This window comes from Cohaesibacter sp. ES.047 (assembly GCF_900215505.1).
In the GTDB taxonomy this organism is placed as follows: domain Bacteria; phylum Pseudomonadota; class Alphaproteobacteria; order Rhizobiales; family Cohaesibacteraceae; genus Cohaesibacter.
Genome location: NZ_LT907844.1, coordinates 2,699,733 through 2,724,514 on the forward strand (window position 1 = coordinate 2,699,733; position 24,782 = coordinate 2,724,514).

20 protein-coding genes are annotated in these 24,782 nt (G+C 55.1%); 13 read left to right on the forward strand and 7 right to left on the reverse strand.

The genetic code is table 11. The annotated features are described in order from the left end of the window. Window positions 1-38: 38 nt before the first annotated feature. The 4 genes from CPH65_RS12325 to CPH65_RS12340 are packed head-to-tail and all read left to right on the forward strand — an operon-like array spanning window position 39 to window position 4,375. Window positions 39-1,544, forward strand: a complete 1,506-nt coding sequence (locus CPH65_RS12325; protein WP_096173739.1) for a sugar ABC transporter ATP-binding protein — start codon at window positions 39-41, stop codon at window positions 1,542-1,544. Next, window positions 1,537-2,532 carry an ABC transporter permease gene (locus CPH65_RS12330; protein WP_096173740.1) on the forward strand — a complete coding sequence of 332 codons (996 nt, stop codon included), beginning with the start codon at window positions 1,537-1,539 and terminating at the stop codon, window positions 2,530-2,532. The genes CPH65_RS12325 and CPH65_RS12330 overlap by 8 nt, the downstream gene beginning before the upstream one ends. Further along, a complete protein-coding gene (locus tag CPH65_RS12335; RefSeq protein ID WP_096173741.1) occupies window positions 2,529-3,524 on the forward strand; it encodes an ABC transporter permease in 996 nt (331 codons plus the stop codon). Before CPH65_RS12330 ends, CPH65_RS12335 begins: the two co-directional genes overlap by 4 nt. Before the next feature lie 2 nt (window positions 3,525-3,526). Next, window positions 3,527-4,375 (forward strand): sugar phosphate isomerase/epimerase, encoded by an 849-nt coding sequence (locus CPH65_RS12340; RefSeq protein ID WP_096173742.1) that lies wholly within the window; start codon window positions 3,527-3,529, stop codon window positions 4,373-4,375. Between the two features lie 105 nt (window positions 4,376-4,480). Here the strand turns inward: CPH65_RS12340 and uxuA are convergent, their stop codons facing one another. Further along, window positions 4,481-5,704 (reverse strand): mannonate dehydratase, encoded by a 1,224-nt coding sequence (gene uxuA, locus CPH65_RS12345; RefSeq protein WP_096173743.1) that lies wholly within the window; start codon window positions 5,702-5,704, stop codon window positions 4,481-4,483. Between the two features lie 95 nt (window positions 5,705-5,799). Here uxuA and CPH65_RS12350 point away from each other — a divergent pair, with 95 nt between their 5' ends. From CPH65_RS12350 to CPH65_RS12375, 6 genes are all read left to right on the forward strand, one after another. Beyond that, window positions 5,800-6,555, forward strand: coding sequence for a GntR family transcriptional regulator (locus CPH65_RS12350; protein ID WP_096173744.1), 756 nt, complete (start codon window positions 5,800-5,802; stop codon window positions 6,553-6,555). Continuing rightward, window positions 6,545-7,516 (forward strand): TRAP transporter substrate-binding protein, encoded by a 972-nt coding sequence (locus CPH65_RS12355; protein WP_244574390.1) that lies wholly within the window; start codon window positions 6,545-6,547, stop codon window positions 7,514-7,516. Before CPH65_RS12350 ends, CPH65_RS12355 begins: the two co-directional genes overlap by 11 nt. Before the next feature lie 63 nt (window positions 7,517-7,579). Further along, window positions 7,580-8,080, forward strand: coding sequence for a TRAP transporter small permease (locus CPH65_RS12360; RefSeq protein WP_096173746.1), 501 nt, complete (start codon window positions 7,580-7,582; stop codon window positions 8,078-8,080). Then, entirely contained in the window at window positions 8,071-9,348 is a 1,278-nt protein-coding gene (locus CPH65_RS12365) for a TRAP transporter large permease (RefSeq protein ID WP_096173747.1), read from the forward strand. The genes CPH65_RS12360 and CPH65_RS12365 overlap by 10 nt, the downstream gene beginning before the upstream one ends. A 9-nt stretch (window positions 9,349-9,357) precedes the next feature. Then, window positions 9,358-10,431 (forward strand): L-idonate 5-dehydrogenase, encoded by a 1,074-nt coding sequence (locus CPH65_RS12370; RefSeq protein ID WP_096176389.1) that lies wholly within the window; start codon window positions 9,358-9,360, stop codon window positions 10,429-10,431. Between the two features lie 157 nt (window positions 10,432-10,588). After that, on the forward strand, window positions 10,589-12,115 hold the full coding sequence (locus CPH65_RS12375; protein ID WP_096173748.1) for an FAD-binding oxidoreductase: 1,527 nt from the start codon (window positions 10,589-10,591) through the stop codon (window positions 12,113-12,115). 61 nt (window positions 12,116-12,176) lie between these two features. On the opposite strand, the gene CPH65_RS12380 is transcribed toward CPH65_RS12375, so the two are convergent. The 6 genes from CPH65_RS12380 to CPH65_RS12405 all read right to left on the reverse strand — a co-directional run bounded on the left by CPH65_RS12380 (window position 12,177) and on the right by CPH65_RS12405 (window position 20,809). Next, the gene (locus tag CPH65_RS12380) at window positions 12,177-12,623 is read right to left on the reverse strand and encodes a hypothetical protein (protein ID WP_096173749.1); all 447 of its coding nucleotides are present in this window, start codon (window positions 12,621-12,623) and stop codon (window positions 12,177-12,179) included. Between the two features lie 39 nt (window positions 12,624-12,662). Beyond that, on the reverse strand, window positions 12,663-13,631 hold the full coding sequence (locus tag CPH65_RS12385) for a hypothetical protein (protein WP_096173750.1): 969 nt from the start codon (window positions 13,629-13,631) through the stop codon (window positions 12,663-12,665). 261 nt (window positions 13,632-13,892) lie between these two features. Beyond that, window positions 13,893-16,082 (reverse strand): ATP-binding cassette domain-containing protein, encoded by a 2,190-nt coding sequence (locus CPH65_RS12390; RefSeq protein ID WP_096173751.1) that lies wholly within the window; start codon window positions 16,080-16,082, stop codon window positions 13,893-13,895. After that, the gene (locus CPH65_RS12395; RefSeq protein ID WP_172891516.1) at window positions 16,079-18,253 is read right to left on the reverse strand and encodes a cysteine peptidase family C39 domain-containing protein; all 2,175 of its coding nucleotides are present in this window, start codon (window positions 18,251-18,253) and stop codon (window positions 16,079-16,081) included. Before CPH65_RS12395 ends, CPH65_RS12390 begins: the two co-directional genes overlap by 4 nt. Beyond that, a complete protein-coding gene (locus tag CPH65_RS12400; protein ID WP_096173753.1) occupies window positions 18,253-19,536 on the reverse strand; it encodes an NHLP bacteriocin system secretion protein in 1,284 nt (427 codons plus the stop codon). Before CPH65_RS12400 ends, CPH65_RS12395 begins: the two co-directional genes overlap by 1 nt. A gap of 217 nt (window positions 19,537-19,753) precedes the next feature. Beyond that, on the reverse strand, window positions 19,754-20,809 hold the full coding sequence (locus CPH65_RS12405; RefSeq protein WP_096173754.1) for a LacI family DNA-binding transcriptional regulator: 1,056 nt from the start codon (window positions 20,807-20,809) through the stop codon (window positions 19,754-19,756). 206 nt (window positions 20,810-21,015) lie between these two features. Here CPH65_RS12405 and CPH65_RS12410 point away from each other — a divergent pair, with 206 nt between their 5' ends. From CPH65_RS12410 to CPH65_RS12420, 3 genes are all read left to right on the forward strand, one after another. Continuing rightward, on the forward strand, window positions 21,016-22,035 hold the full coding sequence (locus CPH65_RS12410) for an ABC transporter permease (RefSeq protein ID WP_096173755.1): 1,020 nt from the start codon (window positions 21,016-21,018) through the stop codon (window positions 22,033-22,035). A gap of 41 nt (window positions 22,036-22,076) precedes the next feature. Continuing rightward, window positions 22,077-23,087, forward strand: coding sequence for a substrate-binding domain-containing protein (locus tag CPH65_RS12415; RefSeq protein ID WP_096173756.1), 1,011 nt, complete (start codon window positions 22,077-22,079; stop codon window positions 23,085-23,087). A 147-nt stretch (window positions 23,088-23,234) separates the two neighbouring features. After that, complete coding sequence (locus tag CPH65_RS12420) at window positions 23,235-24,779, forward strand: sugar ABC transporter ATP-binding protein (RefSeq protein WP_096173757.1); 1,545 nt, start codon at window positions 23,235-23,237, stop codon at window positions 24,777-24,779. Window positions 24,780-24,782 lie beyond the last annotated feature (3 nt).

Sequence of the window (24,782 nt, forward strand, 5' to 3'; positions counted from 1 at the left end):
TGCGCTCGCACGTCGGTTCACTAAAAGGTTCTATCCCAATGTCTAATGCCACAACGGAGCGCTATGCGCTGCGCCTAAAAGGCGTGTCCAAGGCGTTCGGCGGTTTGCAAGCTCTCGATAATGTGGATTTCGAAGTTCTTGCCGGAGAGGTGCATTGCCTCGCTGGTGAAAACGGGTGCGGAAAGTCCACGTTGATCAAGGTGATCACCGGCGTCTACCAGCCTGAGAAGGCGGATCAAATCGAGTTGTTCGAAGAGCAGCTTACTTCACTCTCCCCCACGCAGGCCCGTGCCAAGGGCGTCTCCGTCATATGGCAGGATCTGGCGCTGTTCCCGCACATGTCAGTGCAGGAAAATATCGCGTTTGACGATATGGTCGGTCTTGCGCCCAAAGTGCTGCTAAAAAACTCGATGCGCGAGCGGGCTGCTGCGGTTCTTGCCCGGCTAGGCGTGAAGCTGGATCTCAGCATGGCTCTGGAAGATCTGCCCATCGCACAGCGTCAGGTCGTCGCCATTGCCCGTGCTCTTATGAATGATGCCCGCCTTATCTTCATGGACGAACCGACCGCATCGCTGACCAAAACTGAAACCGACAAGCTGCTCGACATCGTGCGCAAGCTTTCGGCGGACGGGGTTGCCGTGGTGTTCGTCAGTCACCGGTTGGCCGAGGTGCTCGAGATCGCTTCGCGTGTCACGGTGTTGCGTGATGGCAAGCTGGTTGGTGTTTACAAGACCGAAGGGATGACGCAGGCGCGCCTTGGCGAACTGATGACCGGTCAGCTCATTGAAAACAAGGTTTCGGCGCGTGATCGCTCGGCTGGCAAGCCGGTGCTGGAGGTTGAAGGGCTCAGCCGGGAAGGCGAGTTCAAGGATGTTTCCCTGAGCATTCGCGCCGGTGAGGTGGTTGGCCTGACCGGGCTCATCGGATCGGGCCGGACCGAACTTGCCCATGCCTTGATAGGGATGCGGCATGCAACGGCCGGACGGATGATGCTGCAGGGTGAATCCTATCGTCCCTCTTCCATTCGTGAGGCCATTCGCCGGGGGCTGGCCTATGTGTCCGAGGATCGTCTGACGCTTGGCCTGCTGCAAAAGCAGTCGATTGCCGACAACACGGTCATCTCAGTCCTGGGCAAGCTGCTCATGAAGGTGCCGTTGATCTCTTTGGTCAAGAAAAGGGCGCTCGTCGATCACTGGATCCGGGAGTTGGGTGTCAAGATCGGGGATCAGGAAGATCCGATCTCCTCGCTCTCTGGCGGCAATCAGCAAAAGGTGGTGCTGGCCAAATGGCTGGCGACCGATCCAAGCCTGCTCATCCTTGATAGCCCGACAGTCGGTGTCGATGTCGGTGCACGTGCCGGCATATTTCGGATCGTCCGGGAGCTGGCCGACAACGGGCTCGCCATCCTTTTGATCTCTGACGAAGTCACCGAGGTGATGTTCCACTCTGACCGCATTCTGCATATGGCCGATGGCCAGATCATATCCGAATATGATCCCCAGGAGGTGACGGTCACCGAGCTAGAGGAGCGGATCTATGCGTAGTTACATGCGAGACAAGAAGATCGAGATGCGCATTGCGATTGTGCTGCTTCTGATCTGCATTGGATTGTCCATCACCACGGACACCTTCTTTACCTTGAGCAACCTGACATCCCTGCTCAACAACAATTCAATCAACCTGATCTGGGCCGTCGGCTTGTTGGTCATTCTCATTGCGGGCGGCATCGACATCTCCTTTGCCGTCGCGACATCGGTGGTCCAGTATGTAGCGGCTCAGGCCCTGATCGGGATGGGCGGCGGCAACTGGGTGCTTGGCTTTGCTCTGTGCGGTGTCATCGGTATCTGCCTGGGTCTGGTCAACATGTTCCTGATCCACACATTCCGCATCATCACCATCGTCGTGACGATTGCCACCTACAACGCCTTCTTCGGGCTTTTGATGTTCTTCACGCGCGGACGCAGCATCTACAATCTGCCCGACTGGTGGACCGAACGCATTTTTATTTTTGAACAACAGGCAGCAAATGGCATCTGGTCCGAGCTGAACCTGTCGGTCGGGGTGATGGTTGCGTGCGTCTTTGCGACGTGGGTGCTGACGCAGAAGACCAATCTGGGGCGCCAACTCTATGCCTTTGGGGACAATCCCGAAGGGGCGCGTCGGGCCGGGGTCAATATGGCAGCCATGCAGGCCATCGCTTTTGGCTGGATGGGCCTGATGGCCGGCATTGCAGGACTGATGCAGGTCAACATCGTGCAGGAGGTTGTGCCAAACGCCCTGTATGGCCGCGAACTTGATGTGCTGGCTGCCGTGGTGCTTGGCGGTGCGCGTTTGGGTGGTGGCAAGGGATCCATTCTGGGCTGTGTGCTGGGTGTGATGTTCGTTGCTGTGACGCAGAACGGCCTCAATCTGCTGGGCGTTTCGCCCTTCGCTTTCCAGATGATCATCGGTGGCGCAATCGTGATTGCGATTTCAACCTCGAATATGAATTTTTCCGACCTGTTTCGGAAAAGACAGGAGAGCAGATCATGAATACAGGGCTTAAACGCTATCTGCCTGCCATGGGATCGGACGCGGCCAGTCTGCTCGTTCTATTGGTTCTCATCGGGGGAGGTTTCAGCATTGCTTCGCCCAAGTTTCTGATGCCAGCCAATCTGGAATCCATGGGCTTCCAGATGCCACTTCTGGGATTGTTGACCCTTGCCATGGTGGCACCTGTCATCTCGGGCGGCCTTAACCTAGCTGTCATCTACACGGCCAATATCTCCGGCTTGACCCTCGCATGGGTGCTGATTCAGTTCGGTGGACCGGATGCGGGTATCGAGGCTTTCATCATCGGCTGTATTGCCGCGGTTGCCGTCGGTATGCTGGCCGGAGCGATCATCGGGGCGATTGTTGCCTATGTCGGGGCTCATCCCATTCTGGTGTCGCTGGCCATGATGGTCTTCCTGCGTGGTCTTGGCGAGTTCCTTACCCGCGGGGGCGATATCTCCGGTTTTCCGGACTATATGCGCGTCATTGGGCACGGCTATCTGTTTGGCATTCCGATGCCGCTCGTGCTGTTCGTCGTGATCGCCGTTGTCTGGCACATCCTGCTCAGACGGACACAACATGGCTTTTCGGTCTACATGACCGGCTCCAACATTCAGGCGGCGGAATATGCCGGTCTGCACACCAAGCGGTCTCTGGTGCTGCTCTACAGCCTGTCGGGCCTGTTGTGTGCGGTCGCCGGGATTCTCATGGCGGCACGCTTCAATTCGGTGCGTGTCGGTCATGGGGAAGCGTTGCTGCTGGTCACGGTTCTGGCCTGTTTCCTTGGGGGCATTGATCCCTTCGGCGGTCATGGTCGTGTGGTGCCAGTCATTCTCTCGCTCGTCATCCTCCAGATCCTGTCTTCGGGATTGAACCTGATCGGAGCCAACCAGCATCTGGCTACCGCGGTCTGGGGACTGTTTCTGATCGGCGTCATGATGCTGCGGTCCGATCAGGTGAAGATGATCATAACGTACTTCAGAAAGGATTGATCATGGAAGGCTTTGGTGTACACACAAGTATGTGGACCATGAACTGGGACCGGGAAGGGGCGGAACGCGCCGTGGCCGGTGCTCGAAAGTACAACGTCGATTTCATTGAAATCCCGTTGTTGCGCCCTCATGATGTCGATACGGAGCATACAAAGGCTCTGATCGAGGCAAACGAACTGCGGGCTGTGTGCTCACTGGGGTTGCCAGAAGAATGCTGGGCTTCGGCCCATCCTGAGAAAGCCATCGACTATCTCAAGGTGGCTTTGGACAAGACCAAGGCGCTTGGCGGCGAAGCATTGTCTGGCGTCATCTATGGCGGCATCGGCGAGCGCACTGGCGTGCCACCCACTCAAGGGGAATATGACAATGTTGCCCGGGTGATGGTTGCAGCCGCGGCGCATGCCAAAAAGCTCGGTCTGGAGCTCGGCATTGAGGCGGTCAACCGCTATGAAAACCATCTCATCAACACGGCCCGTCAGGCGACGGATCTGGTTGAGCGGGTTGGAGCCGAGAATGTGTTTGTCCATCTCGATACCTATCACATGAATATCGAGGAAAAGGGCTTTGGCAACGGCATTCTCGATGCGCGCGAACATCTCAAATACATCCACTTGAGTGAGAGCGATCGCGGGACGCCCGGTGAGGGTACCTGTGGTTGGGACGAGATCTATGCGACCTTGAAGGCAATTGACTTCAAGGGTGGTCTGGCCATGGAAAGCTTCATAAATATGCCTCCAGAGATAGCCTATGGCCTTTCGGTCTGGCGGCCTGTGGCCAACAGTCATGATGAAGTCATGACCAAGGGTCTGTCTTTCCTCCGCAACAAGGCAGAACAATACAGACTGATCTGATCTTTCGGACGTCTTTACAAAAACAGTCCCCGCTCACCCTCGCGAACGCATGCTTCGTGAGGGTGATTTTTTATGTGGGACTGGTCTTCTTTGGTTTGGATTTTTTCAAACCCGACTGAATGACACGCTTTCTGGTCTTGTCAAAGCGGTCATGACACCGCGCAGTTCGGCCAGCCCTTTGAGGCGACCAATGGCCGGATAGCCCGGTTGGGCTTCTCGGGACTGATCATCCAGAATATCGAGCCCATGATCCGGCCGGAATGGAATGCTGTGATCTTTCCGTCCGATGGCCCGCCGTCTCGCCTCTTCCTTGAGTGCGGCATCCATTAGCGCGATCATGTCAACGTGACCCGAAAGATGCTCGCTCTCATAGAATGACCCCTTGATGGCATTGCTTTCCAATGTGACGTTTCTGAGGTGGAGAAAATGGACGCGATCGCCCAAACGTTCCATCATGCCTGGCAAATCATTGTCAGGCCGGGAGCCGAGCGAACCGGAGCACAATGTGATTCCGTTGGCCGGAATATCCACCGCTTCCATAAGATACTTATAGTCGGCTTCGGTCGACATGATGCGCGGCAGGCCAAGCAATCCGAACGGCGGATCATCTGGATGGCAGCACAGTCGCATCCCGAGTGTCTGGGCCACCGGCGCCACCTCTTCCAGAAATGCGATAAAGTTGGATCGCAGCTGCTGCTTGGAAATCTTGTCATATTGCGCCAGATTGGATCGCACGGCCTCCATCGAGGGAGCCTCCGCATCGCCGGGCAATCCATAGATGATCGCTTCCGACAATTTCTTGCAGCCCTTGTCATCGAGTTGTGAAAACCGCTTTTTGGCTTCCTCGATTATGTCTTCGGGAAAATCACGATCCGCACCCTCTCGCTTGAGGATGAACAAGTCGAAGACAGCAAAATCGATGAAATCGAAACGCATGCACGTCGCCCCGGTCGGCAAGCGATGAAAGAGGTCTGTTCGTGTCCAGTCCAGCACCGGCATAAAGTTGTAACAGAGAACTTCAATGCCAGACGCGGCAAGATTCCGAAGGCTCTGCTTGTAGTTTTCGATATGGAGGCGCCAGTCTCCCTTTTGCTGTTTGATGTCTTCTGAAATCGGCAAGCTCTCAACCACATCCCATTTCAACCCGGACGGATCGCCATTTGCCTTGTGGGCAATCAGCTTGTGTCTGAGCGCTATTTCCTCATTGCTCCAGACCTCGCCGACCGGAATATGGTGGAGCGCACTCACCACACCCTCAACTCCGGCCTGAAGCATATCGTCAATCGATACCCGATCAACCGGACCAAACCATCGCCATGTCTGTTTCATGTCATCCTCCAGAAATTAAATCTTCTTGCATTCTTGTATGGAAGTTGACAAGAATGCAAGATGCATGTTAGCTCTTTTGTGTAGGGGAGGATAAGATGGACATGAATTCATCCGTTTCGAACGATTGGGAAATTGACCAGAGCTTGGCAATTGGCCCGCAAATCTTTCGGATTTTGAGACAGCGGATTGTCTACAACGACATCAAGCCCGGCACGTCGATTTCCGAGCCAGCGATCGCCAAGATCTATAATATTTCGCGGCAACCTGTCCGGGAGGCCTTTATCAAATTGTCGGATGTTGGCTTGGTGGAAATCCGCCCGCAACGCGGCACGTTTGTTCGAAAGATCTCCTATGAAGAAGTGATGGAAGCACGCTTCGTAAGAGAGGCTATCGAGGCAGATATCGTCCAGCTCCTTGCGCGAGAAAGAGACACCAGTCTGGTTAAAGAGCTCCGGCACTTGCTGGTCTTGCAGGAAAACGCAACGGGATCGCCGTTCGAGTTCATTCTATGCGACGAGCAGTTCCATCGCACGCTGGCTGAAGCTGCGGGCAAGCGTCAGACGTGGCGGTTTATCGACGATCTGAAAACCCAAATGGACCGTGTCCGGATCTTGCGGCTTCAGCAATATCCCATCGAAAAACTCATTCAACAGCATACCGCTGTGGTTGATGCGATTGAGCAGGGAGACAGCCTTGATGCTGTCGTCGCCATTCGCACACACATGCGCGAACTTCTGCAGGTGTTGCCCGAAATATTCCAAGCGCACCCAGATCTATTCGAGGGTCCGGCTTTGTCCGGCCTCAATATCGGCTCATCACACATGGAGGAAAATGATGAAGATGCCGTCTAAACTCGCAAAAACGCTGGCTATCAGTGTCGCTGCAACCTTTATATCGGGCGCTGCCATGGCTGCAGATGTCACGTTGAAACTCGGCCACGTTGCCAATGAACAAAACTCTTGGCATATGGCTTCCGTCAAGTTTGGAGAGGAACTTGCAAAACTGACGGATGGTCGCATCGAGACCGAAATCTTCCCCAATGAATCGTTGGGCAAAGAGATCGACCTGATCAACGGCATGCAGTTGGGCACCGTTGACATGACCATCACCGGTGAAAGCCTGCAAAACTGGGCTCCAAAAGCCGCACTTTTGGCCGTTCCCTATGCTTACAAGTCGATCGAGCATATGGATGAAGTCGCCAGTGGCGAAATCGGAGATCAAATCAAGGCGCAGATTATCGAAAAGGTTCAGATCCGTCCGATTGCCTATTTCGCACGTGGTCCGCGCAATCTGACATCCAACCGTCCGATTACCAGTCCCGATGAGTTGAATGGCCTGAAAATGCGTGTTCCAAACGTGCCGCTCTTCGTTGATGTTTGGGCAGCTCTTGGCGCTCAGCCGACACCCATGGCCTTCTCCGAGGTCTTCACATCTTTGCAGAATGGCACCATTGACGGTCAGGAAAACCCGCTGGCTCTGATCCGCTCTGCCAGCTTCAACGAAGTGCAGTCCAACGTAAACATGACCCAGCATGTGCGGTCCTGGATCTATCTGACAATTTCAGAACTGACGTGGAACAAGCTGTCCGAAGAAGATCAGGAAGCCGTCATGAAGGCTGCTGCGGTTGCTCAAGCCTATGAACGCGATCTGTTCGAAAAGAGCATCGCTGATGACCGTGCGTATCTTGAGGAACATGGCATGACCTTCACCGAAGTCGATGGTGATGCCTTTGCTGCCAAGGCAAAAGACGCGGTTCTGGCCAATGTGAATGACGAAATCAAACCAATCGTCGAAAAACTGTTCGAGCACTAGCTCTTCGGTTTGGAAGCATGACCCGCGGCGGATCATCCGCCGCGGTTTTTCGGGAGGATAGAGATGAAGTGGATTGAACGTCTGGTTATCCGCGTGACCCAGATTGGCGTCGGCCTGGCCTTTTTTGCCTTGATAAGCACTGTTCTGATACAGGTTATCGGTAGAGCCATCGGAACTTCGCCTGTCTGGACCGAAGAACTGACACGCTTTGCCTTGCTTTTCATGGTGGCTTTTGGGGGCGGTTTGTCCCTGCACAGCAAGGAACTGGTCAATGTCGATCTCGTCTGTGAGAGTTTGCCAGCGCCATGGCCCCGGAGACTGCAGATCGTCTCCTACCTGTTTGTGATCGCTCTTGGTGCGATCCTGTTTCAACCGGCCCTCCGTTTCGCTTCAATCGGCAGCATGCAAACCTCGCCCGCTCTTGGGCTGCGCATGGACATTGCACATGCCAGCGTCGTGATCCTGCTTGCCGGTCTTGTTCTTTATTCTCTTTTGGGTCTCCTGACGCTTTACCGTCGATCCCATGAGAAGCAAGCGTCAGAGGAGACTGACAAATGGACGTAGCCATTCTTTTCGGGACATTCGTCTTCGGGCTGGTGATTGGTATCCCCGTTGCGGCGACACTTGGGCTTTCATCTCTGGCGTATCTCCTCGCATCCGGAATTCCCATCGTCGTGATGCCGCAGAAAATGTATGCTGGCATGGATGTCTTTGTGCTGCTCAGCATTCCGGGCTTTATTCTGGCCGGCAATCTGATGAACCGCGGCGGCATTACCGAACGCGTGATCCGGTTTGCCAACGCTCTGGTCGGCTGGGTCAGAGGCGGTCTGGGCCTGACCAACATTGCAGCATCTATGCTGTTTGGAGGCATCACGGGCACCGCTGTTGCCGACGCCGCCAGCATCGGGAGTGTTCTTATTCCCGGCATGAAGAAGTCCGGCTACCCGGCCGATTTCTCTGCTGCGGTGACGGCCGCTTCTTCGACGGTCGGTCCAATCATTCCCCCGTCCGTTCCGATGATCATCGTCGGATCGCTCTCCGGTATATCCGTGGGCAAGATGTTTCTGGCCGGGGCCATTCCGGGCATTCTCATGGGATGCGCCATGATGGTAACCGCCTATCTCATCTCGGTGAGGAAAGGGTTCCCCAAACAGGAATGGCAGGGCTTTAGGGAGGTCGGTCGGTCCTTCGGGAACGCAATCTGGGCATTGGCCATGACGGGCCTGATTATCTATGGCCTGCTCAGTGGATTGGCCACACCCACAGAAACGGCGATCATTGCCAGTGTCTATGCCGCTGTCGTTGGCCTGCTGGTGTATCGAGAATTGCCACTGAGTGCATTGCCCAAAATTCTGGTCGATAGCGCTGTATCGTCCGCCGCCATTCTGGTGCTGGTTGGCTTTGCAAACGTGTTTGGCTGGATTCTTGTGTCAGAGCGCATTCCGCAGGCGCTTGCCAATGCGGTGCTGTCCCTGACCGACAACAAATATCTGATCATCCTTTTCATCAACATTCTGCTGCTCTTCATCGGCATGTTCATGGAGACGATCGCTGCGCTCATTATCCTGTTTGTGCCCTTGCTGTCACTGGCTCAGGCTGTCGGGATCGAGCCCTTGCACTTTGCGACCTTCGCAGTGCTCAACCTTATGATCGGACTGACCACACCCCCGATTGGCGTTTGCCTGTTTGTCTGTTCCAACATCGCAAAACTGCCGCTCGGACAAGTGGTCCGCGCCATCATTCCATTCCTTGTAACGAATATCATGGTCCTCTTGGCAGTATCCTATATCCCCGGAATTGCCACCTGGCTGCCATCTTTGCTGGAGAATTAAGCAATGTCCATCCAAGCCAAAGTTTGTCGCCTTCTAAGCACTGAAGAAATTCGCATCGACACAGTCGATGTGGAACAACCCAAAGCCGGCGAAGTCTTGATCGCACTCGGTCACGGCGGGATCTGTGGCTCCGACCTGCATTATTATAAGGATGGTGGCTTTGGCGCGATCCGGGTGCGCGAACCGATCATTCTGGGTCACGAAGCCGCAGGCACCGTGATGGCGGTCGGTGAGGGCTGTTCGACGCTTTCGAAAGGCGATGTTGTCTCCATCAACCCAAGCCAGCCTTGCGGCCAATGCAAATTCTGTAAGGAAGGCAAATATTCCCATTGCCTCAACATGGAGTTCATGGGCTCGGCATTGCGCTTCCCCCATTGTCAGGGGCTTTTCCGGCAACAACTGGTCGTCCCGGAAAAACAATGTCATCGTTTTTCGAAGAACAAGGACACCCGCTTCGCTGCTTGTAGCGAACCCTTGGCAGTCTGCCTGCATGCGATCAGTCGGGCTGGAGATCTGAAGGGCAAGAAAGTTCTGGTGACCGGTGCCGGTCCAATCGGCCTTCTCTGTGCTCTTGTTGCCAGCGCCGCAGAGCCTGCTGAGCTGGTGGTAACGGATCTTGAGGATCATGCTCTCGATGTCGCGACCAAGATCGGAGCAACGGAGGTTATCAATATCGGCAGCAATCCTGAGCGCCTTGCCCACTATGCCAATGACAAGGGGACGTTTGATGTTGCCTTCGAATGCTCGGCGGCGCCCTCGGCGATACGGTCTGCGATCGAAACCGTCAGGCCTCTTGGAACAATCGTGCAGGTGGGCGTCAGCGGCGACAGGCCGATCCCCATCAACACATTGGTCGGCAAGGAAATCAACTTTATCGGGACGCATCGCTTCTATAAGGAATTTGCTGAGGCAGTTGAGCTGATCGATAACGGCGTGCTGGATCTTTCTCCTGTTATCACGCACGTCTTCCCTCTCTCGAGTGCCAAGGACGCGTTTGATCTTGCTGGAGATCGATCGCAGACGTTGAAAGTTCTGATTTCCTTTGCGGATGAACAAGCCGGCGATCAACAGCCTGCCGGGTGAGGGGACTTTCGCGGACTTTTGCTGCGCTCACGCAAAGAAGAACCGCATGCTGAGGGCTCAAGGCGCCTTTTCAACACTTGCTTGCATGCTGTCTGTGGTCGCCTGAACAGGCTTCTGATAGCGTAATTTTCTTTCGTGCAAGCAGAAGGTCCCGGGAATGAAGTCTTCAGCGCCTACCTCATCCGACCTGCAATCTCGCCTTGAAGGCTTCCTGGTCGCTACGCATGACCAGTTGCCTGCTTTGGCGATTGAGACCGGTGATGCCATTGGCGAGGAATGGCTCCGGGGAACTTTCCCATGGACGGCAAAACCTCTGGCGGTGCTGCATCCAGAGAATGCGGATAGTGTGCCCACACTTCTGAAGCTTGCCGCCGATGCGCAATTACCGGTCCACCCGATCGCCAGAGGGCGCAATTGGGGGCTTGGATCGCGGTTGCCAACTTGCGATGGGCTGGTGCTGGATCTGTCTGCTCTTGATCGGATTCTCGAACTTGATATGAGCAACGGAACGGTGCGGGTTGAGCCCGGGGTCACCTTTACCGCCTTGCAGCAAAGGCTCAAGCAAGAAGGACTTGCCTATCATCTGCCCGCATTTGGTGGGCCTGTTGATGCCAGCGTTTTGGCCAATGCGCTTGAACGGGGGGAGGGCATCGGTGCCTATGGTGACCGATTTGGCTTGATGTGGGATTTTGATGTTGCTCTGACGACTGGCGAAAGACTGCGCACAGGACACTCCCGGACCGGATCGCAACGTACCGCTGAAATCCATGCACGCCCTGCCGGACCTTTGATCGAAGGCCTTTTCAGTCAGTCCAACTTTGGCATTGTCCTGTCTGCCACGATGGAGCTGCAGCCCACTTTGCCGTATGCGGCCGCCATGATGGCCGAGATCGGTCCCAACGAGGCATTGCAGACCGCTGTGCCGGTGCTGCGCCGATTGATTACGTCGGGGATGATCGCACCCCAGTCGCTTGTTTTATGGGACAGTTCCAAACGGGCATCGTCGCTGGTTGGCCGGTTTGCTGAAGATGCCGATGCGCTGTTGTCCGGCCCCAAACAATGGGGGGCATCTGTTCTGGTCTTTGCGCCGCATCCGGACCTGATGAAATGGACGGAAAAAGTGGTCTGGTCCGAATTGTCCGGCGTCTCCAGCGACGTGCATGTGCAAAGTGATCGCGACGAAACCGGAAAACGTCAGGAAACGATCATGACGGGTTTTTCCGATGGCAACAATGTCATGAGCGGCTATTGGGGCAAGAAGAAGAGACCTGAGCGTCCCGGTAATCTCGATCTTGATCATTGCGGCTTTGTCTGGCGTTGTCCGGTCATCCCCTTCGAAGCTGAGGCCATTGCGCGGCTCGATCAAATCCTGTCCGATGCCAGCCAGAGCGAGAAAATCTTTGCCGCGCTCGGCATGCAGGCCATTTCGTCACGCGCGCTTCATTGCTTTGTTTCTCTGGCGTGGGATCGGGATGAAGCCGGTGCTGATGAAGAAGCGATGGAGTCCTATGAGCAGATTTCCAAATGCCTTGCTGATGAAGGATTCTCACCCTACCGGTTGGGCTTGCTCGATGCTGCCAATCTGTCAGATGCAGATGAGGCGTGGAGTGCTGTCAGCAGCAGATTGAAGGACGCGCTGGACCCAGCCGGTATCCTGTCCCCTGGCCGTATAGGGACGCGATAGGTCTTGAACGAAACAGGGGCCGAAGATCGGCCCCTGCTTTATCCGTTTTTGCGAGGCGGTATCAGTGGCTGCCTGCTGCAATCGTGCGGAGCATGGCCCCTGCTGTCAGAAAGGCACTGAGCATGGCTGCCTGTGGCGCGAGGCCAGACTTGAGAGCGTCGCGATATTCCGCTTCGGCGACTTTCTTGGTTTCATCAGCGCCAGCAACCCCTTCGGTCGCTTTCATCTTGATGGCAACAACCCGGTCAAATGCGGCCATGGCATCGTTGGTTTCATCCAGTGCTTTGCAGAAAACATCCATGAGCATCAGCATCTCTGCTTCAGGGACAGCGGCATCCAATGCGCTCGGCATCTCCTGGCCTTGGGCGATGCGAGCGGAGGCGGATACCTCTGCCTTGACACCGATCAGAGCGGCTTGACCCGCCGACCAGCCTGACAGGGCGGCGGCGCCTGCCGCCATGCCTGTGATCGCATCTTTGACTTCTTGAATGGTATTGTTCTCGGACATGATGGAACTCCTGATGTAATTGATCGATAGTCGCGACGCTTACCAGCCGTGGAAGACATGCTTGATCGCATGGCCGACCTTGTGGGCAGCATGGCTGACGGCATGCTCGGCTTCATGCGTTGCATGGCCGACCGCGTGGCCAACCTCGTGCGCAGCATGACTGACGTCGTGACCGACCTCGGAAGCGACATGTCCGAATTCGTGGCCAAATTCATGGCCGAGGAAATTGAAGGCACTTTCAAACGGGGCAATATTGATCGAGATATTGAAATCGAAGTCGATGCCCAGACCCGCCGCGATATCACCACCAAGACCGAAGTTGAGATGGCCATGGGACACGCCAGCATGCGCTTCCCCACCAACACCGACTTCACCGGCAGAAACGCCGCCTGAACCGCTGCCCGATCCGACACCGTGGATTGAACCACTGCCACCGCCATGGGCTTCAGCGCCCGCGCCAGCAGACGCTTCACCGCTGCCACCCGCTCCATAGGATCCGTGACCGTGCTGGACATCGCCAGAGCCGGAAGCACTCGCACCGGCTTCGACACTGCCGCCCGCTGATCCACCGGCGCTGACACCGTGAGACCCGGTGCTTGCGCTGGTATCACCGGATGCACCGGCACTTGCCCCAGCACTGGCTGAAGCACCGGTATCGCTTGCATTGGAGTGGGCCGAACCGGATACGCCAGCGCTTGCATGGGCTTCACCGGACGCGCTTGCATCAACAGGACCTGCATGAACGTGAGCCTCACCGGAAGCAGAAGCCCCAGCACCAGCTGAACCGGAAACGCTGCCATGGCCTGCATGACCGGACACGCCGTCGCCAGCACTGACACTGCCAGACGCACCAGCTGTTTCGTTGCCGACATGGCCAGATGCCCCTGCATGCACACCCAAATCTGGGTCTGACAAATCGCCCGCAGTATCTGCCGTGGCACGTGCGCCACCGGAGATGCTTGCCAGTGCATCCGCTGAAACAACGTCGTCCAGTGCATCAAACTTCATTGTATCTTTGTTATTCATTCCCAGTTCCCACTCTCGCTTATGCTAAAAATGACAATGCAATTTCTGGTATCGTAGGTATAAGTTATTTATCATTTCTTAAATAATCTGGAAATATCGTTGTTTTTACGTATAAGCTATATTTGGAAATATTGAATTTTCTATTCAATATTTTCGATAATCAATATAATTGAATTGCATTTTAATGAATTTGTTGGGTAAGCTTGCCTCGATAAATGAGTTGATGCTTTTCTTTGATGAACTCTATGCTTGTAGCGGTTGATGATCTTCCCCTGCGTCGATGAGAGTGCTGAACAGTCCACCCGCCTCAACGAGTTCGTGATAGCTACCCTGCTCAACGAGAACACCCTGATCCAGAACAAGAATGCGATGACAGGTCTGCAAGGTCTCAAGACGGTGAGCGATGCTGATCACCGTGGCGTCCATTTGATCGATTGCCCAGTCGATATGGTCCTGAAGATCCGGATCAAGAGCGCTGGTTGCTTCGTCAAAGATCAGGATCTTGGGTTTGTTGACGAAAGCACGCGCCAAAAGAAACCGCTGGACCTGCCCACCGGAAAAGCCGCATTCGGTTTCACCCACCGGTGTATTCAGACCAAGGGGCAGGGCTTCAACATCCTGCTGCAATCCTGCCATGGCAACCGCCTGCATTGCCTGCTGGCTGGAAATCGGCGCGCCGGCGGCGATATTTTCAAACAATGTGCCGGGAAACAGCTTGCCATTCTGATCGACAATGCCGATCTGCTGGCGGATTGCCTGTTGGTCAAGGCTTGAGAGTTCGAGGCCCTCAAAGCGCACCGAACCGCTCTCACAGGGGATGAGACCAAGGATCGCCTTGATCAGGGTCGACTTGCCTGCACCCGAGGGCCCCGTGATGCCAATATGTTCTCCGGCCTTGATGTCAAAACTGACTTGTTCAATGGCGGGGCGCGCTGAATTGCCGTGCCTACAGGTAATTGTTCGGCAGGATATCTCCCCGGATAGGTCGGGAGGAATGAGCCCCGTATTGGCCGGGTTGGGCGTATCCTTGAGGAGCATCTCAATCATGCGATATTGAATGCCAAGCATTGGTGCTTGGGACAAAGCGGACAACAAGGCAACAATCGCGCCTGCCACATTGCCTGCCGCAATGACCAGCGAAACCGGCGCAGACCCGGATGTCACCCCGCCGGTTATCGCCAGCGCAATGATGGCAGACAAGACAAGAAGACCATCGACAGAGCCTTCCATTGCCGTGCTCGAGACGCCAGCCCGATCGGACTTCAGGAAACGATGACGCAGAGCCAGAAAGGCATCGGTCCAGTTGTTGAACAGGCGTCCTTCAGCGGCGGTCGAGCGGATGGTGTCGACCATGGACAAGCCTTCATAGGCATGGGTCATCCAGCTTTGCGGGGTCGATAGTCCATCAATCAGCGCCATGATGCGGCGTTTCGAGATGACATAGCCCACGGCAAGAACGATTGCGAGAATACCGGCAAATGCGAGCCCGCCGGCCAGAGAGGTCGTGGCAATGACGAAAATGCTTGGCAGCGCGATAAGGATGCTGGACAAAACCGACAGGGCGATGCCCCAGACACCTCTGTGCCAGCTTTCTATGGAGCGCGTCGACAGGACAGCAATCGGCGCAGATGGAATGGACTGGCCCAACTCGGACTTTTTATCAGCCAGCCTGATGGCGCGATCAATGGCTGCGGCTCTGAGCAAAAAGCCGTTGATGCCCTTGATCCGTAATTGCGCGATGCCCGACGCGAATCGGGTCAACATGTTGACCCCCAACACAATCGCGAAAAAGATCGCGATATTGTACGTCAGGCCACGGTCGCCTTCAGGCACCACATAATCCAGAAGAGGCGCGCTGGCCATCGGAATGAGGGTAATCGCAAGCCCCGAGAGCAGCGTCATCAAGCCAAACGCCATCAGCTCACGCTTGCTGCGGCCGAGCCCGAACATCAAAAGCGCCTTTTTGGAAATCTGCCCATCTGGCAGGGACGGCAGGATCATGTAGGCCGTCTCTTCAAAACTCCTAAGGTCCAACCGCTTTAGAGATTGCTTTTTCCAGTCTTTCGCCATGTCCGAAACGGACCAGTTTTTGCCGCTCCTGTGCAACAGGACTGGTTCTGACAGGGCATCTTCGGTCTTGCGGAAGGCGAGGAGCGGAATGGGAGACTCGCCAATCGTCTGATCTTTCAATTGCACCATGCGCGCATGAACACCCGCTTCCCTCGACAATCGATGGATCGAGCGATCCCGGCTTTCCGAGCCCATCAATTTTGCACTCGGTGGCAATTTGGCGTCGCACCCCTTTGCCAAATGCTGAAGCGCCTCAATCAGGGGATCGCGAGGCATCGACATTTCCGGCGTGTGCCATTGCAGAAAGCGGCTGATACGGTGCGCGGAGGTTTGAAACTCCGTTTCATGGGCCAATTCGGTCATGCCACGTCCCTTCCTGTATCCGAGCTGTCCGGTTGTGCGCGCCGGATATCATCTGGCCGGTGCTGAAGGGAAAAGCCACCCTTTCCATCGAGCACCAGTTGCTGGTCGCATCGATTGGTGGTGCCGGTCCTGTGTGTGACGATCAGAACGGATGCTTGACTATCGCGCAGGGTCTCAAGAATGCGTTTTTCGCTCAGCGCGTCGAGGGCGCTAGTCACTTCATCAAGAACAAGAAAGCTTGGTTTGCGCACCAGAGCCCGGGCCAATGCAAGGCGCTGGATTTCGCCGCCGCTGAAAGCGGGCTGCTGGCTCGATATCATGCGATCAAGCCCGCCCGAACAATGCACGACATTGGTCATGCCGACCTTTTCAAGCGCTTCTTCGATCTGGTCGTCGTCAATCTGTTTGTCCCACATGGTCAGATTATCCCGCACCGACGCGGTAAAGATTGCGCCTGCCTGCGGCACATAAAGAAGCGTTTGCCGCAGAGCTTCGTGGCGCCAGTGGTCGAGTGCGCGACCTTCAAAGAGGATCTGGCCTTTGCGCGGGGCCTGCATGCCTGCGCAAATCCGGGCAAAGGTTGACTTGCCAACACCGGAGCGCCCGAGCACACCCGTGATGACGCCCGGCTTGAACGTGTGGGATATCTCGCTAAAGAGATCAGGCAGGCTGCCATAGCCGAAGGAAACCTTATCGAGGCTAAGAACACCTTTTTCCAACTGATGGGATGGCGTCTCTTGCCTTGGCTCTGCGGGTACTTTTGCCGAGCGGTTATTCATGAGCGGATCAATCGGATGATGCATCAGGTCGCCAAGACGCAACAGCGAACCCGCGGCCTCCTGCAAGGCACAATAATCCGCGGCAATCGCAGCAACAGGGGCCGCCACCAGCCCGGCCAGAACCTGAAGTGCGAGCAGGGCGCTAAGGTCCAGTTCGCCTTCAATGGCGCGAAAGGAACCGACGCTGAGAACGAAGATCGAGATGAGTGTTGCCGTGACCGATGGACCAAGTTTCGCCAATATCCGCAGCATCCCAAGGCGCTGCTCGGCATCAAGAGATGTTTCCTCAGCCGCCAGCCATTTGGATGCAAACAGATCTTCACGCCCCATGAGGCGGAAGGAATCGAACGCCATGAAGCCGGCGGTGGCGATGCCGTTTGTCCGTCCATCCACGACATTCTGATAGCGGTTGGCATCTGCCAGCCGTTTGGAAAGCCAGATCAATGCCACCAGGTTCGCGATTGCAATGAGCGATACGGCGCTGCCGAGGAAACCGTCATAAAGGAAAATGATTGTGAGATATCCCACAGCGACCAGCACGTTGGGAAAGATCTGAGCCAGAGGCCCTGCAACAAGGCCTCCAATTTCCGAGCCGATCTTCAGACGGGAGACGACCTCCCCCGGATTGCGCTGAGAAAAGAAGGACAACGGCAGAAAAAGCGCATGCTCGAATGCACGGGCAGCGATGGCAACGCCGATCTTGGATTTCAGCGAAGTGACCGTCCATTCTTGCAAGCTGCGCAAAACCGCCTGTACGCCAATGGTGGCGACGAGGGCCAGCACGATGAAGATCAGCCAATCCTGCCGCTTTTCTCCGATCACATAGTCGGCAAAGGTTTGCACCACGCCCGAAAGGATCAGGCCGGGTACGATCCCAAGGACCCCAGCCGCAAAGACAATAGCGAGGCCATCGAAAGAGCCTTTAGCCTGTTCGATCAATGTGGGGATCAGCTTTGGCGGCATGCCGCCGGGCTCAAAAGCTTCGCCGGGCACCATCGCCAGAATGAGCCCCGTCATGTTCCGGTTGAGCTCTTCCGCTGAAACCGTGCGGCGACCGGTTGCCGGATCAAGGATCACGGCGCTCGTGCCCTTGACCGCTTCAATCACCACGAAATGATCGAAGTTCCAATGCATGATGGCTGGCAGGGGAACGCTGTCCAATGTCTCGGGCTCAAGGCGCACAGCCTTGACCTTCATGTTATAGGAGGTGGCGGCGCGTGCGATCGAACCGGCGTCAACGCCATCCCTTGATGTGCCGCAGCGCTCCCGCGCTTCTTCAAGGGTGATTTCGCGTCCATGTGCACTGAGCATCATCGTCAGACAGGCCGCGCCGCATTCCGCAGCCTCCATCTGAAGGACAATCCGCGTCTTTGTCTTGCCAAGACCCATCATCAACGACCGATCCATCCGTCAGGCGTTTCACCGAAGAAACGCTTGAAAGCAGGAACAGCCATAGCCAGCAGGGGTGTTCTCTCTGTGGTCACTCTTGCCCTGAGCGGGGTGCCAAAGTCGACCGGCAGATCCGCCGCGCTGTTGGAGGTCCAGCGATAGCCATTTTTGGATTTGGCATCGCGATCAAGATCGATCCGAACTTCGAACACGGGCCCCTTAGCAACAATGCGTTCGATCAGGATATCGTCCCCTATGGTGTGTTTGAGGGATTGGGATGTGACCGGAAGGCTGGAAACCTCGACCACCTTGCCAACCAGTTGCGCATGGACATCAAGTGGCAGGTTGGCCGGTGTCAACAATGCCTTGTTGTTGCCCTTGAGGCGCTTGCCATCCTTTTCAGCAACATAAACGACGGCTTGCAGCGGACCTTCGCTTTGGGGCATGATTTCAAAGAGGGGCTGACCACTGGCGACCAATGCGTCTTGCTGTGTGTTCAGCCCCACAAGTTTGCCAGAGACATCGGCCAGTATCTGTGCATCCTGTTCAAGGGCCGTTTTGAAGGCATCAAGGGACGATTCCATCTGCTCAATTTGCAGTTTGTCCTGCATGAGCTTTTGCTTTTGCGCAAATTGGAGACTCTTGAGATCTGCCTGAAGCCTGATGCGATCCGCGCGCGCGCTGGCTAGTGCATCTTCTGCCGCGTCTGCCGCAATACGAGCATTGGTTGACGTTTCAAGAGAAACGACGCCTTTGGTCTGCAAACCGGCAAGTTTTATGCGGCGATCCAGCAGCCAGCTGTGCTTCGTGGTCAGCGAGGTGATGCGTTCATCAAGGGCAGCAATGCTTTGCTTGGTCGTCGCCACCTTGAGCGCCGTTTCTGCACCAAGCAGCTTTTGACTTTCCTCGGTATTTCTCTTCAGCAAGCCAAGTTCGCGCTGCTGCTTCCAGAGCTCGGCTTCCCTGTCGGTCAATCGCAGGCGCGCCAATGTCTCACCTTTCTTGACTGTGTCGCCCTTCCTGACCAGAATTTCGGCAACGTAGCCGCTCGCCGCTGTGGGGGCCGTTGTGACCAATATGCCGCCATCGTGCACAAGCAGACCATGCCCTTTGACATGGATCGGAATATCAACAATCGCAGACCACCCAACCGCAATGAGAATAGCGGCTGCGACTGTTCCGGTCGCGATGCGCGTGAAAGATCGGGTGACACGCATCGAGTTCTGAACATCCTCGATCTGCCCTGACGCTTCGAGCGCTTCCTTCCGAAAAATCTGATTGCTCATGAATTGTGCTTACCCATTGGTTTATCGGCTATAACAAAATTGCGGGTAATCACTGAAGATGGTTTTAAAGAATGGCGCAAAAAACCATGAGATGACTCTATGGTTAGCAATTGATAAAACTGACCAAAACGCACCGATACCAAGACCCGGCCAAGAAAGATGGTGGTCGTCGAGACATGCTCTACAGTCAAGAATGGTGGGAAGCTTTGCCTTGGCGTTACGACTTGGGCAAGACGCTGTCGCGGACGACAAGTTCTCCGGCAAGAAGCAGTTTGATTGAAGGCTGTGCTTTGCCGTTGCTGATCAAATCGTCAAGGATACGCAAGGCCATGGCACCGATCTTCTGCTTTGGTACGTCAAGCGAGGTGAGGGGGGGCTCAAAAACAGCCGCCGTTGGCAGATTGTCGATGCCGATGACAGAAACATCCTGAGGAACAGAAACGCCCCGGCGACGCAAGGCTTGAATGAAGCCAAATGCAACAATATCGTTGGTGCAAAGATAAGCGTCCGCCAATGTATCGATGTTGGCCAATTGCTCGGTGGCTTCCGCGAACGATCCGTCAAGGGTTGATGTGACGGACAGAATCTGGGCCGGATCAATCTTCAGATCCAGCCGGTTCATGCTGCGCAGAAATGCGTCATGGCGGAGTTGAAAATTCCCGACCGACGTATGGCTGCTCACCATGCCAATCTTTTCGAAATTGTTGCCCTTCAGATAATCAAGCGCCCGATAGACAAGCTGATCATTGTCCATATTGACGAAATTGCCATTCATGAAGGGCCTGTGAGTATCAATGATCACGCACGGAAGATTTTGGGACAGGATCGTTTCAATATCGTCATCCGTCAATTCCGTTCCAAGCGCGATGAACCCGCTCAGCTCGGCCCCGACCATTCCTTCAAGGATTTCGTTGATGTCAGAGTTTTCGTAGGAAACGACCTGAAGGAAGTAATCACGACGTGTCGCCTCAAAGGACATCCCATCGATATAGTCGGAAATGAAGACATTATGATCGCGGTTCACGGTCTGACCGTGTCGGGCAATCTTGAGAAAACGAACAGTGTTCAGGGTTTCAGGAACGGGGATATCCCCGCGCAGGCGATCTCGCTTGGGAACATAGTTCAAGGTCTCCATTGCCTGAAGAACCCGGCTGCGAGTTTCGAACGAAATTTCGCCCTTGCGATTCACGACGAGAGATGCCGTGGCCATGGAAACATCAGCCAGTTGAGCCACTTGCCGCAGGGTCGCTGCCTTTTTTGATTTTGTTTCCATTCGATCCCTATCTCCAGAGTTGAACTCCTACATCGCTCCGCACGGATTGATCAAGCGTGTTTTTGGTTGCAAATTGAAATTTACTAAATAAACGAGTGAAAAGCACTAAACTTTTTTCCAAAAAGCAAAAAAATTTATTGAAATATCCTCTGAGACATGAGAGCATTTTACTAAATTCGGTGGGGCGTTTACTGAAGGAGGTAGGTATGCGGAAGCTGGACAAGAGCTTTTCCCTGTTGATCGTGCTGATCGCGTCTTTGATGGCGTTTGGCGGAATCGTGTCTGGCGGAGGATACCTTTCCCTATTCAATCTTCAGTCCATGGCCAATCAGGTGCCAGAAATCGGTTTGCTGGCAATCGGCGTCATGCTGGCCATGTGTGCCGGCGATGGCGGTATCGATCTGTCAGGCATTGCGATGGCCAACATGGCCGGTGTCGCCTCGGGCCTGTTTGCCCTGAGCCTGTTTCCGGTTGACGACATGCCTGTTGTTTTTACGGCCGTCTTTGTTGTCGGATGTCTGGTTATCGGCGCGGCAGGGGGGATTCTCAACGGTTTCATCATTTCAAGGCTCGGTATCACACCAATCCTTTGCACGCTTGGCACGCAGATGTTTTTCACCGGCGTGACCGTTGTCTTGTCAGATGGTCGTGCTGTTCGGATCGGCGCGCCGGGCCCTCTTTATGAAATGGGAAACGGCTTTTTTCTCGGTATCCCGTGGAGTTTTCTGCTCTTTATCATCGCTGCCGTCATTCTCGGTATCGTGCTGCGGTTCACGCGTTATGGCGTCAAGCTGATGATGACGGGTTCCAACCAGAAGGCAGCTGCATTCAGCGGCTTTGCCCATAACCGGATCATTATCACCACCTACGGCATTTCGGGCCTGCTGGCCGGTCTGTCCGGCGCGATTATCGCTGCCCGCAACGTCAATGTGAAATGGGATTACGGCACCACCTATCTGTTGGTCGCCATCCTGATCGCCGTCATGGCTGGTGTGAAACCTGAGGGTGGTTCCGGGCGTGTGGTGAATGTCGTGCTGAGTGCGATGGTGCTTCAGCTGATGACCAGCTTGTTGAACTTCATCGGCCTTTCCAATTTCGTCCGCGATCTGGCCTGGGGAGCAATGCTCATCTTCTTCCTGTTCGTCAACCGTATGGGTCTCGTCGAACACTTCGCGGTTCTGTTCTCTTCGGGGCAATCCCCTCGTGCCTCGAGGTCACAAAGTTGAGGGAACCTTCACATATCTGAATAGTTTTCGGGAGGAAAATTATGAAACACGGACTTAAGAAAACATGCGTTCTCGCAGCAGCGTTGCTGTCAGCCGTCGCAATGACATCATTGCAGGCAAAGGCAGATGACGCCAAGTCTATCACCACTGTCGTCAAGATCAGCGGTATTCCCTGGTTCGACCGGATGGATACCGGCGTCAAAAAGTTTGCTGCCGCCAACCCGGACATGAACATCGAGCAGTTCGGGCCATCCACCGCCGACTCTGCCCAGCAGCTTCAGATCATCAACGACCTTGTTGCCAAGGGCACCGATGCCTTGGCTGTTGTGCCGATGGATCCGTCTATCATTGAAGGTATCCTGAAGCGGGCCATGGATCGCGGCATTATCGTTGTCACCCATGAGGCAGACAACCAGAAAAACACCATGGTCGATGTCGAGGCGTTCGATAACTCCGACTATGGTGCGGCAATGAACGAACGGCTGGCCGAGTGCATGGGCGGAAAAGGCAAGTGGACCACCTTCGTTGGCGGTCTTGGCTCGCGCACGCATATCCAGTGGGTGACCGCTGGTGAGGAAAATGCCAAAAAATACCCTGACATGGAACTTGTCGATGCCAACAACGAAAGCTTCGACGACGCCAACCTCGTTTACAACAAGGTCAAGGAATTGCTGCGCAAGCATCCGGACCTGAAGGGGATTCAATCCTCTGCCGGGAACGACGTTCTTGGTGCAGGCCGCGCCATTGAGGAAGCCGGTCTGGCTGGCAAGGTCTGCCTGGTTGGCACAGGTCTGCCGAACCCCGCTGCTGCCTATCTCGATTCTGGTGCAATCACCGCCATCGGCTTCTGGGATCCGCAGAAAGCTGGCATGGCTATGAACGCCATTGCCAAGATTCTCCTTGAAGGTGGCGAGATCACCGAAGGTATGGATCTGGGCGTCGAAGGCTATCACAAGGTCACGGTCAAACCGGGCGCAGGCGACGGCCTTCTTGTCTTCGGCAATGGCATGGTGCTGGCCGACAAGGATACCTACAAAGACTATCTCTTCTGATTGAGTTGAAATCGAGCCACCCGGTCCCGTCAGTATGGCGGGGCCGGGCCATGCTGCGATTTTTTTTGAAGCGATCTTTCAACCTCGCCCCTGTGCGTGAGTTTAAGTCTACGTCTTTCACAATCCCCAAGACGGAAGTGCCATCCCATGTCCCAAATTCCCGAAAGCTCTCCCCCATTTTTGGAACTTCAAGGCATCCACAAACGCTTCGGAGGCGTTCACGCTCTGCGCGGTGTCAGCATGACAATCAGCGAAGGCGAAGCCTATCACCTGCTTGGTGAAAACGGCTGCGGGAAAAGCACGGTTATCAAAGTAATATCAGGTTCTTACATTCCCAGTGAGGGCGAGATTATTCTTGATGGGCGAAGTCTCAATCGCCTGACACCCATCCAGTCACTCGAAGCTGGCATTGAAACCGTTTATCAAGACCTGTCTCTGCTCCCCAACCTGACGGTTGAAGAAAACATCGCTTTGGGGCAGCAATTGGTGAAGGCGCGGGGCCGACTGTTGCGCAGCCTTGATCGCAAGGCGCTCACCAAAACCGCCGAAGAAGCCATTCGCAATGTTGGCCTTGAGCCAACGCGACAGCTATTGAAATCCCCCACGGCCACTTTGCCGCTTGCCATTCGGCAAAGGGTTGCCATTGCGCGTGCGATCGCGTCAAAAGCCCGGCTGGTCATTATGGACGAACCCACGACCTCCCTCACGCGCAAGGAGGTCGATGTTCTGATTGAACTGGTCGCCAAGCTGCGCGCCCAGAATGTCGCTGTTCTGTTTGTCACGCACAAGCTGGAAGAAAGCTACCGTATCGGCGGTCAGGTTATCGTCTTCCGTGATGGCCAGTGCGTCGCACAGGGCAAAATAGACGACTATTCCCGCTCGGATCTGTCCCGCCTCATGACGGGGCGCGAGATCCAGATTTCCCGTTATCGGGAAGGCAAGCCATTTGATGACGAGATCTTCAAGGTGAAGCGCGCAAGCGCTGGCGATGCCTTTCACGATGTAAGTTTTTCTCTCAAGAGAGGCGAAGTTCTGGGCATTACCGGCCTGTCAGATTCAGGCAGAAACGAGCTTGCTCTGGCCATGACAGGGCACATGCATCTCGATAAGGGCTGTCTGGAAATCGAAGGGAAAGAAACCGAGATCTTCTCTCCGAAATGTGCAATCGACTTGGGCATCGGCTATGTCCCGGAGGATCGTCTTGCAGAAGGGCTCTTTATCGAAAAATCCATCTTCGAAAACGAAGTGACGCTGCTCTTTGACAAGTTGGTCAATGCATTCGGCTTGATCAACCAACGCAAAGGCCGCGTCGAGGCGAGCCGTATCTCAAAACTGATGACGGTCAACACAACCGATATCGACCTGCCGGTCGGCGCTCTGTCCGGCGGCAATCAGCAGAAGGTTCTGATCGGACGCTGGCTCAGCATCGAACCGCGCATTCTGGTGTTGCATGGACCAACGGTTGGCGTGGATGTCGGCTCAAAGGACACAATCTATCGCGCAATTCAAGCAATGGCGGAACGAGGCATCAGCCTGATCATCGTCTCTGACGACCTTCCTGAGCTTTTCCAAAACTGCGATCGAATCCTGGTGATGAACCGGGGAGAAATGGTCGATGAACTCGACGCGGCAACGAGCGATGAGGCGCGCGTGTATCAATCCATGCTCGCCAGCACACGGGAGTCTGCCTAATGA

Excerpts from the sequence above, each read along its gene's own strand:
- CPH65_RS12325 (WP_096173739.1), top strand. The coding sequence starts at position 39 with ATGTCTAATGCCACAACGGAGCGCTATGCGCTGCGCCTAAAAGGCGTG.
- CPH65_RS12330 (WP_096173740.1), top strand. The coding sequence starts at position 1,537 with ATGCGTAGTTACATGCGAGACAAGAAGATCGAGATGCGCATTGCGATT.
- CPH65_RS12335 (WP_096173741.1), top strand. The coding sequence starts at position 2,529 with ATGAATACAGGGCTTAAACGCTATCTGCCTGCCATGGGATCGGACGCG.
- CPH65_RS12340 (WP_096173742.1), top strand. The coding sequence starts at position 3,527 with ATGGAAGGCTTTGGTGTACACACAAGTATGTGGACCATGAACTGGGAC.
- uxuA (WP_096173743.1), bottom strand. The coding sequence starts at position 5,704 with ATGAAACAGACATGGCGATGGTTTGGTCCGGTTGATCGGGTATCGATT.
- CPH65_RS12350 (WP_096173744.1), top strand. The coding sequence starts at position 5,800 with ATGGACATGAATTCATCCGTTTCGAACGATTGGGAAATTGACCAGAGC.
- CPH65_RS12355 (WP_244574390.1), top strand. The coding sequence starts at position 6,545 with ATGCCGTCTAAACTCGCAAAAACGCTGGCTATCAGTGTCGCTGCAACC.
- CPH65_RS12360 (WP_096173746.1), top strand. The coding sequence starts at position 7,580 with ATGAAGTGGATTGAACGTCTGGTTATCCGCGTGACCCAGATTGGCGTC.
- CPH65_RS12365 (WP_096173747.1), top strand. The coding sequence starts at position 8,071 with ATGGACGTAGCCATTCTTTTCGGGACATTCGTCTTCGGGCTGGTGATT.
- CPH65_RS12375 (WP_096173748.1), top strand. The coding sequence starts at position 10,589 with ATGAAGTCTTCAGCGCCTACCTCATCCGACCTGCAATCTCGCCTTGAA.
- CPH65_RS12380 (WP_096173749.1), bottom strand. The coding sequence starts at position 12,623 with ATGTCCGAGAACAATACCATTCAAGAAGTCAAAGATGCGATCACAGGC.
- CPH65_RS12385 (WP_096173750.1), bottom strand. The coding sequence starts at position 13,631 with ATGAAGTTTGATGCACTGGACGACGTTGTTTCAGCGGATGCACTGGCA.
- CPH65_RS12390 (WP_096173751.1), bottom strand. The coding sequence starts at position 16,082 with ATGACCGAATTGGCCCATGAAACGGAGTTTCAAACCTCCGCGCACCGT.
- CPH65_RS12395 (WP_172891516.1), bottom strand. The coding sequence starts at position 18,253 with ATGATGGGTCTTGGCAAGACAAAGACGCGGATTGTCCTTCAGATGGAG.
- CPH65_RS12400 (WP_096173753.1), bottom strand. The coding sequence starts at position 19,536 with ATGAGCAATCAGATTTTTCGGAAGGAAGCGCTCGAAGCGTCAGGGCAG.
- CPH65_RS12405 (WP_096173754.1), bottom strand. The coding sequence starts at position 20,809 with ATGGAAACAAAATCAAAAAAGGCAGCGACCCTGCGGCAAGTGGCTCAA.
- CPH65_RS12410 (WP_096173755.1), top strand. The coding sequence starts at position 21,016 with ATGCGGAAGCTGGACAAGAGCTTTTCCCTGTTGATCGTGCTGATCGCG.
- CPH65_RS12415 (WP_096173756.1), top strand. The coding sequence starts at position 22,077 with ATGAAACACGGACTTAAGAAAACATGCGTTCTCGCAGCAGCGTTGCTG.
- CPH65_RS12420 (WP_096173757.1), top strand. The coding sequence starts at position 23,235 with ATGTCCCAAATTCCCGAAAGCTCTCCCCCATTTTTGGAACTTCAAGGC.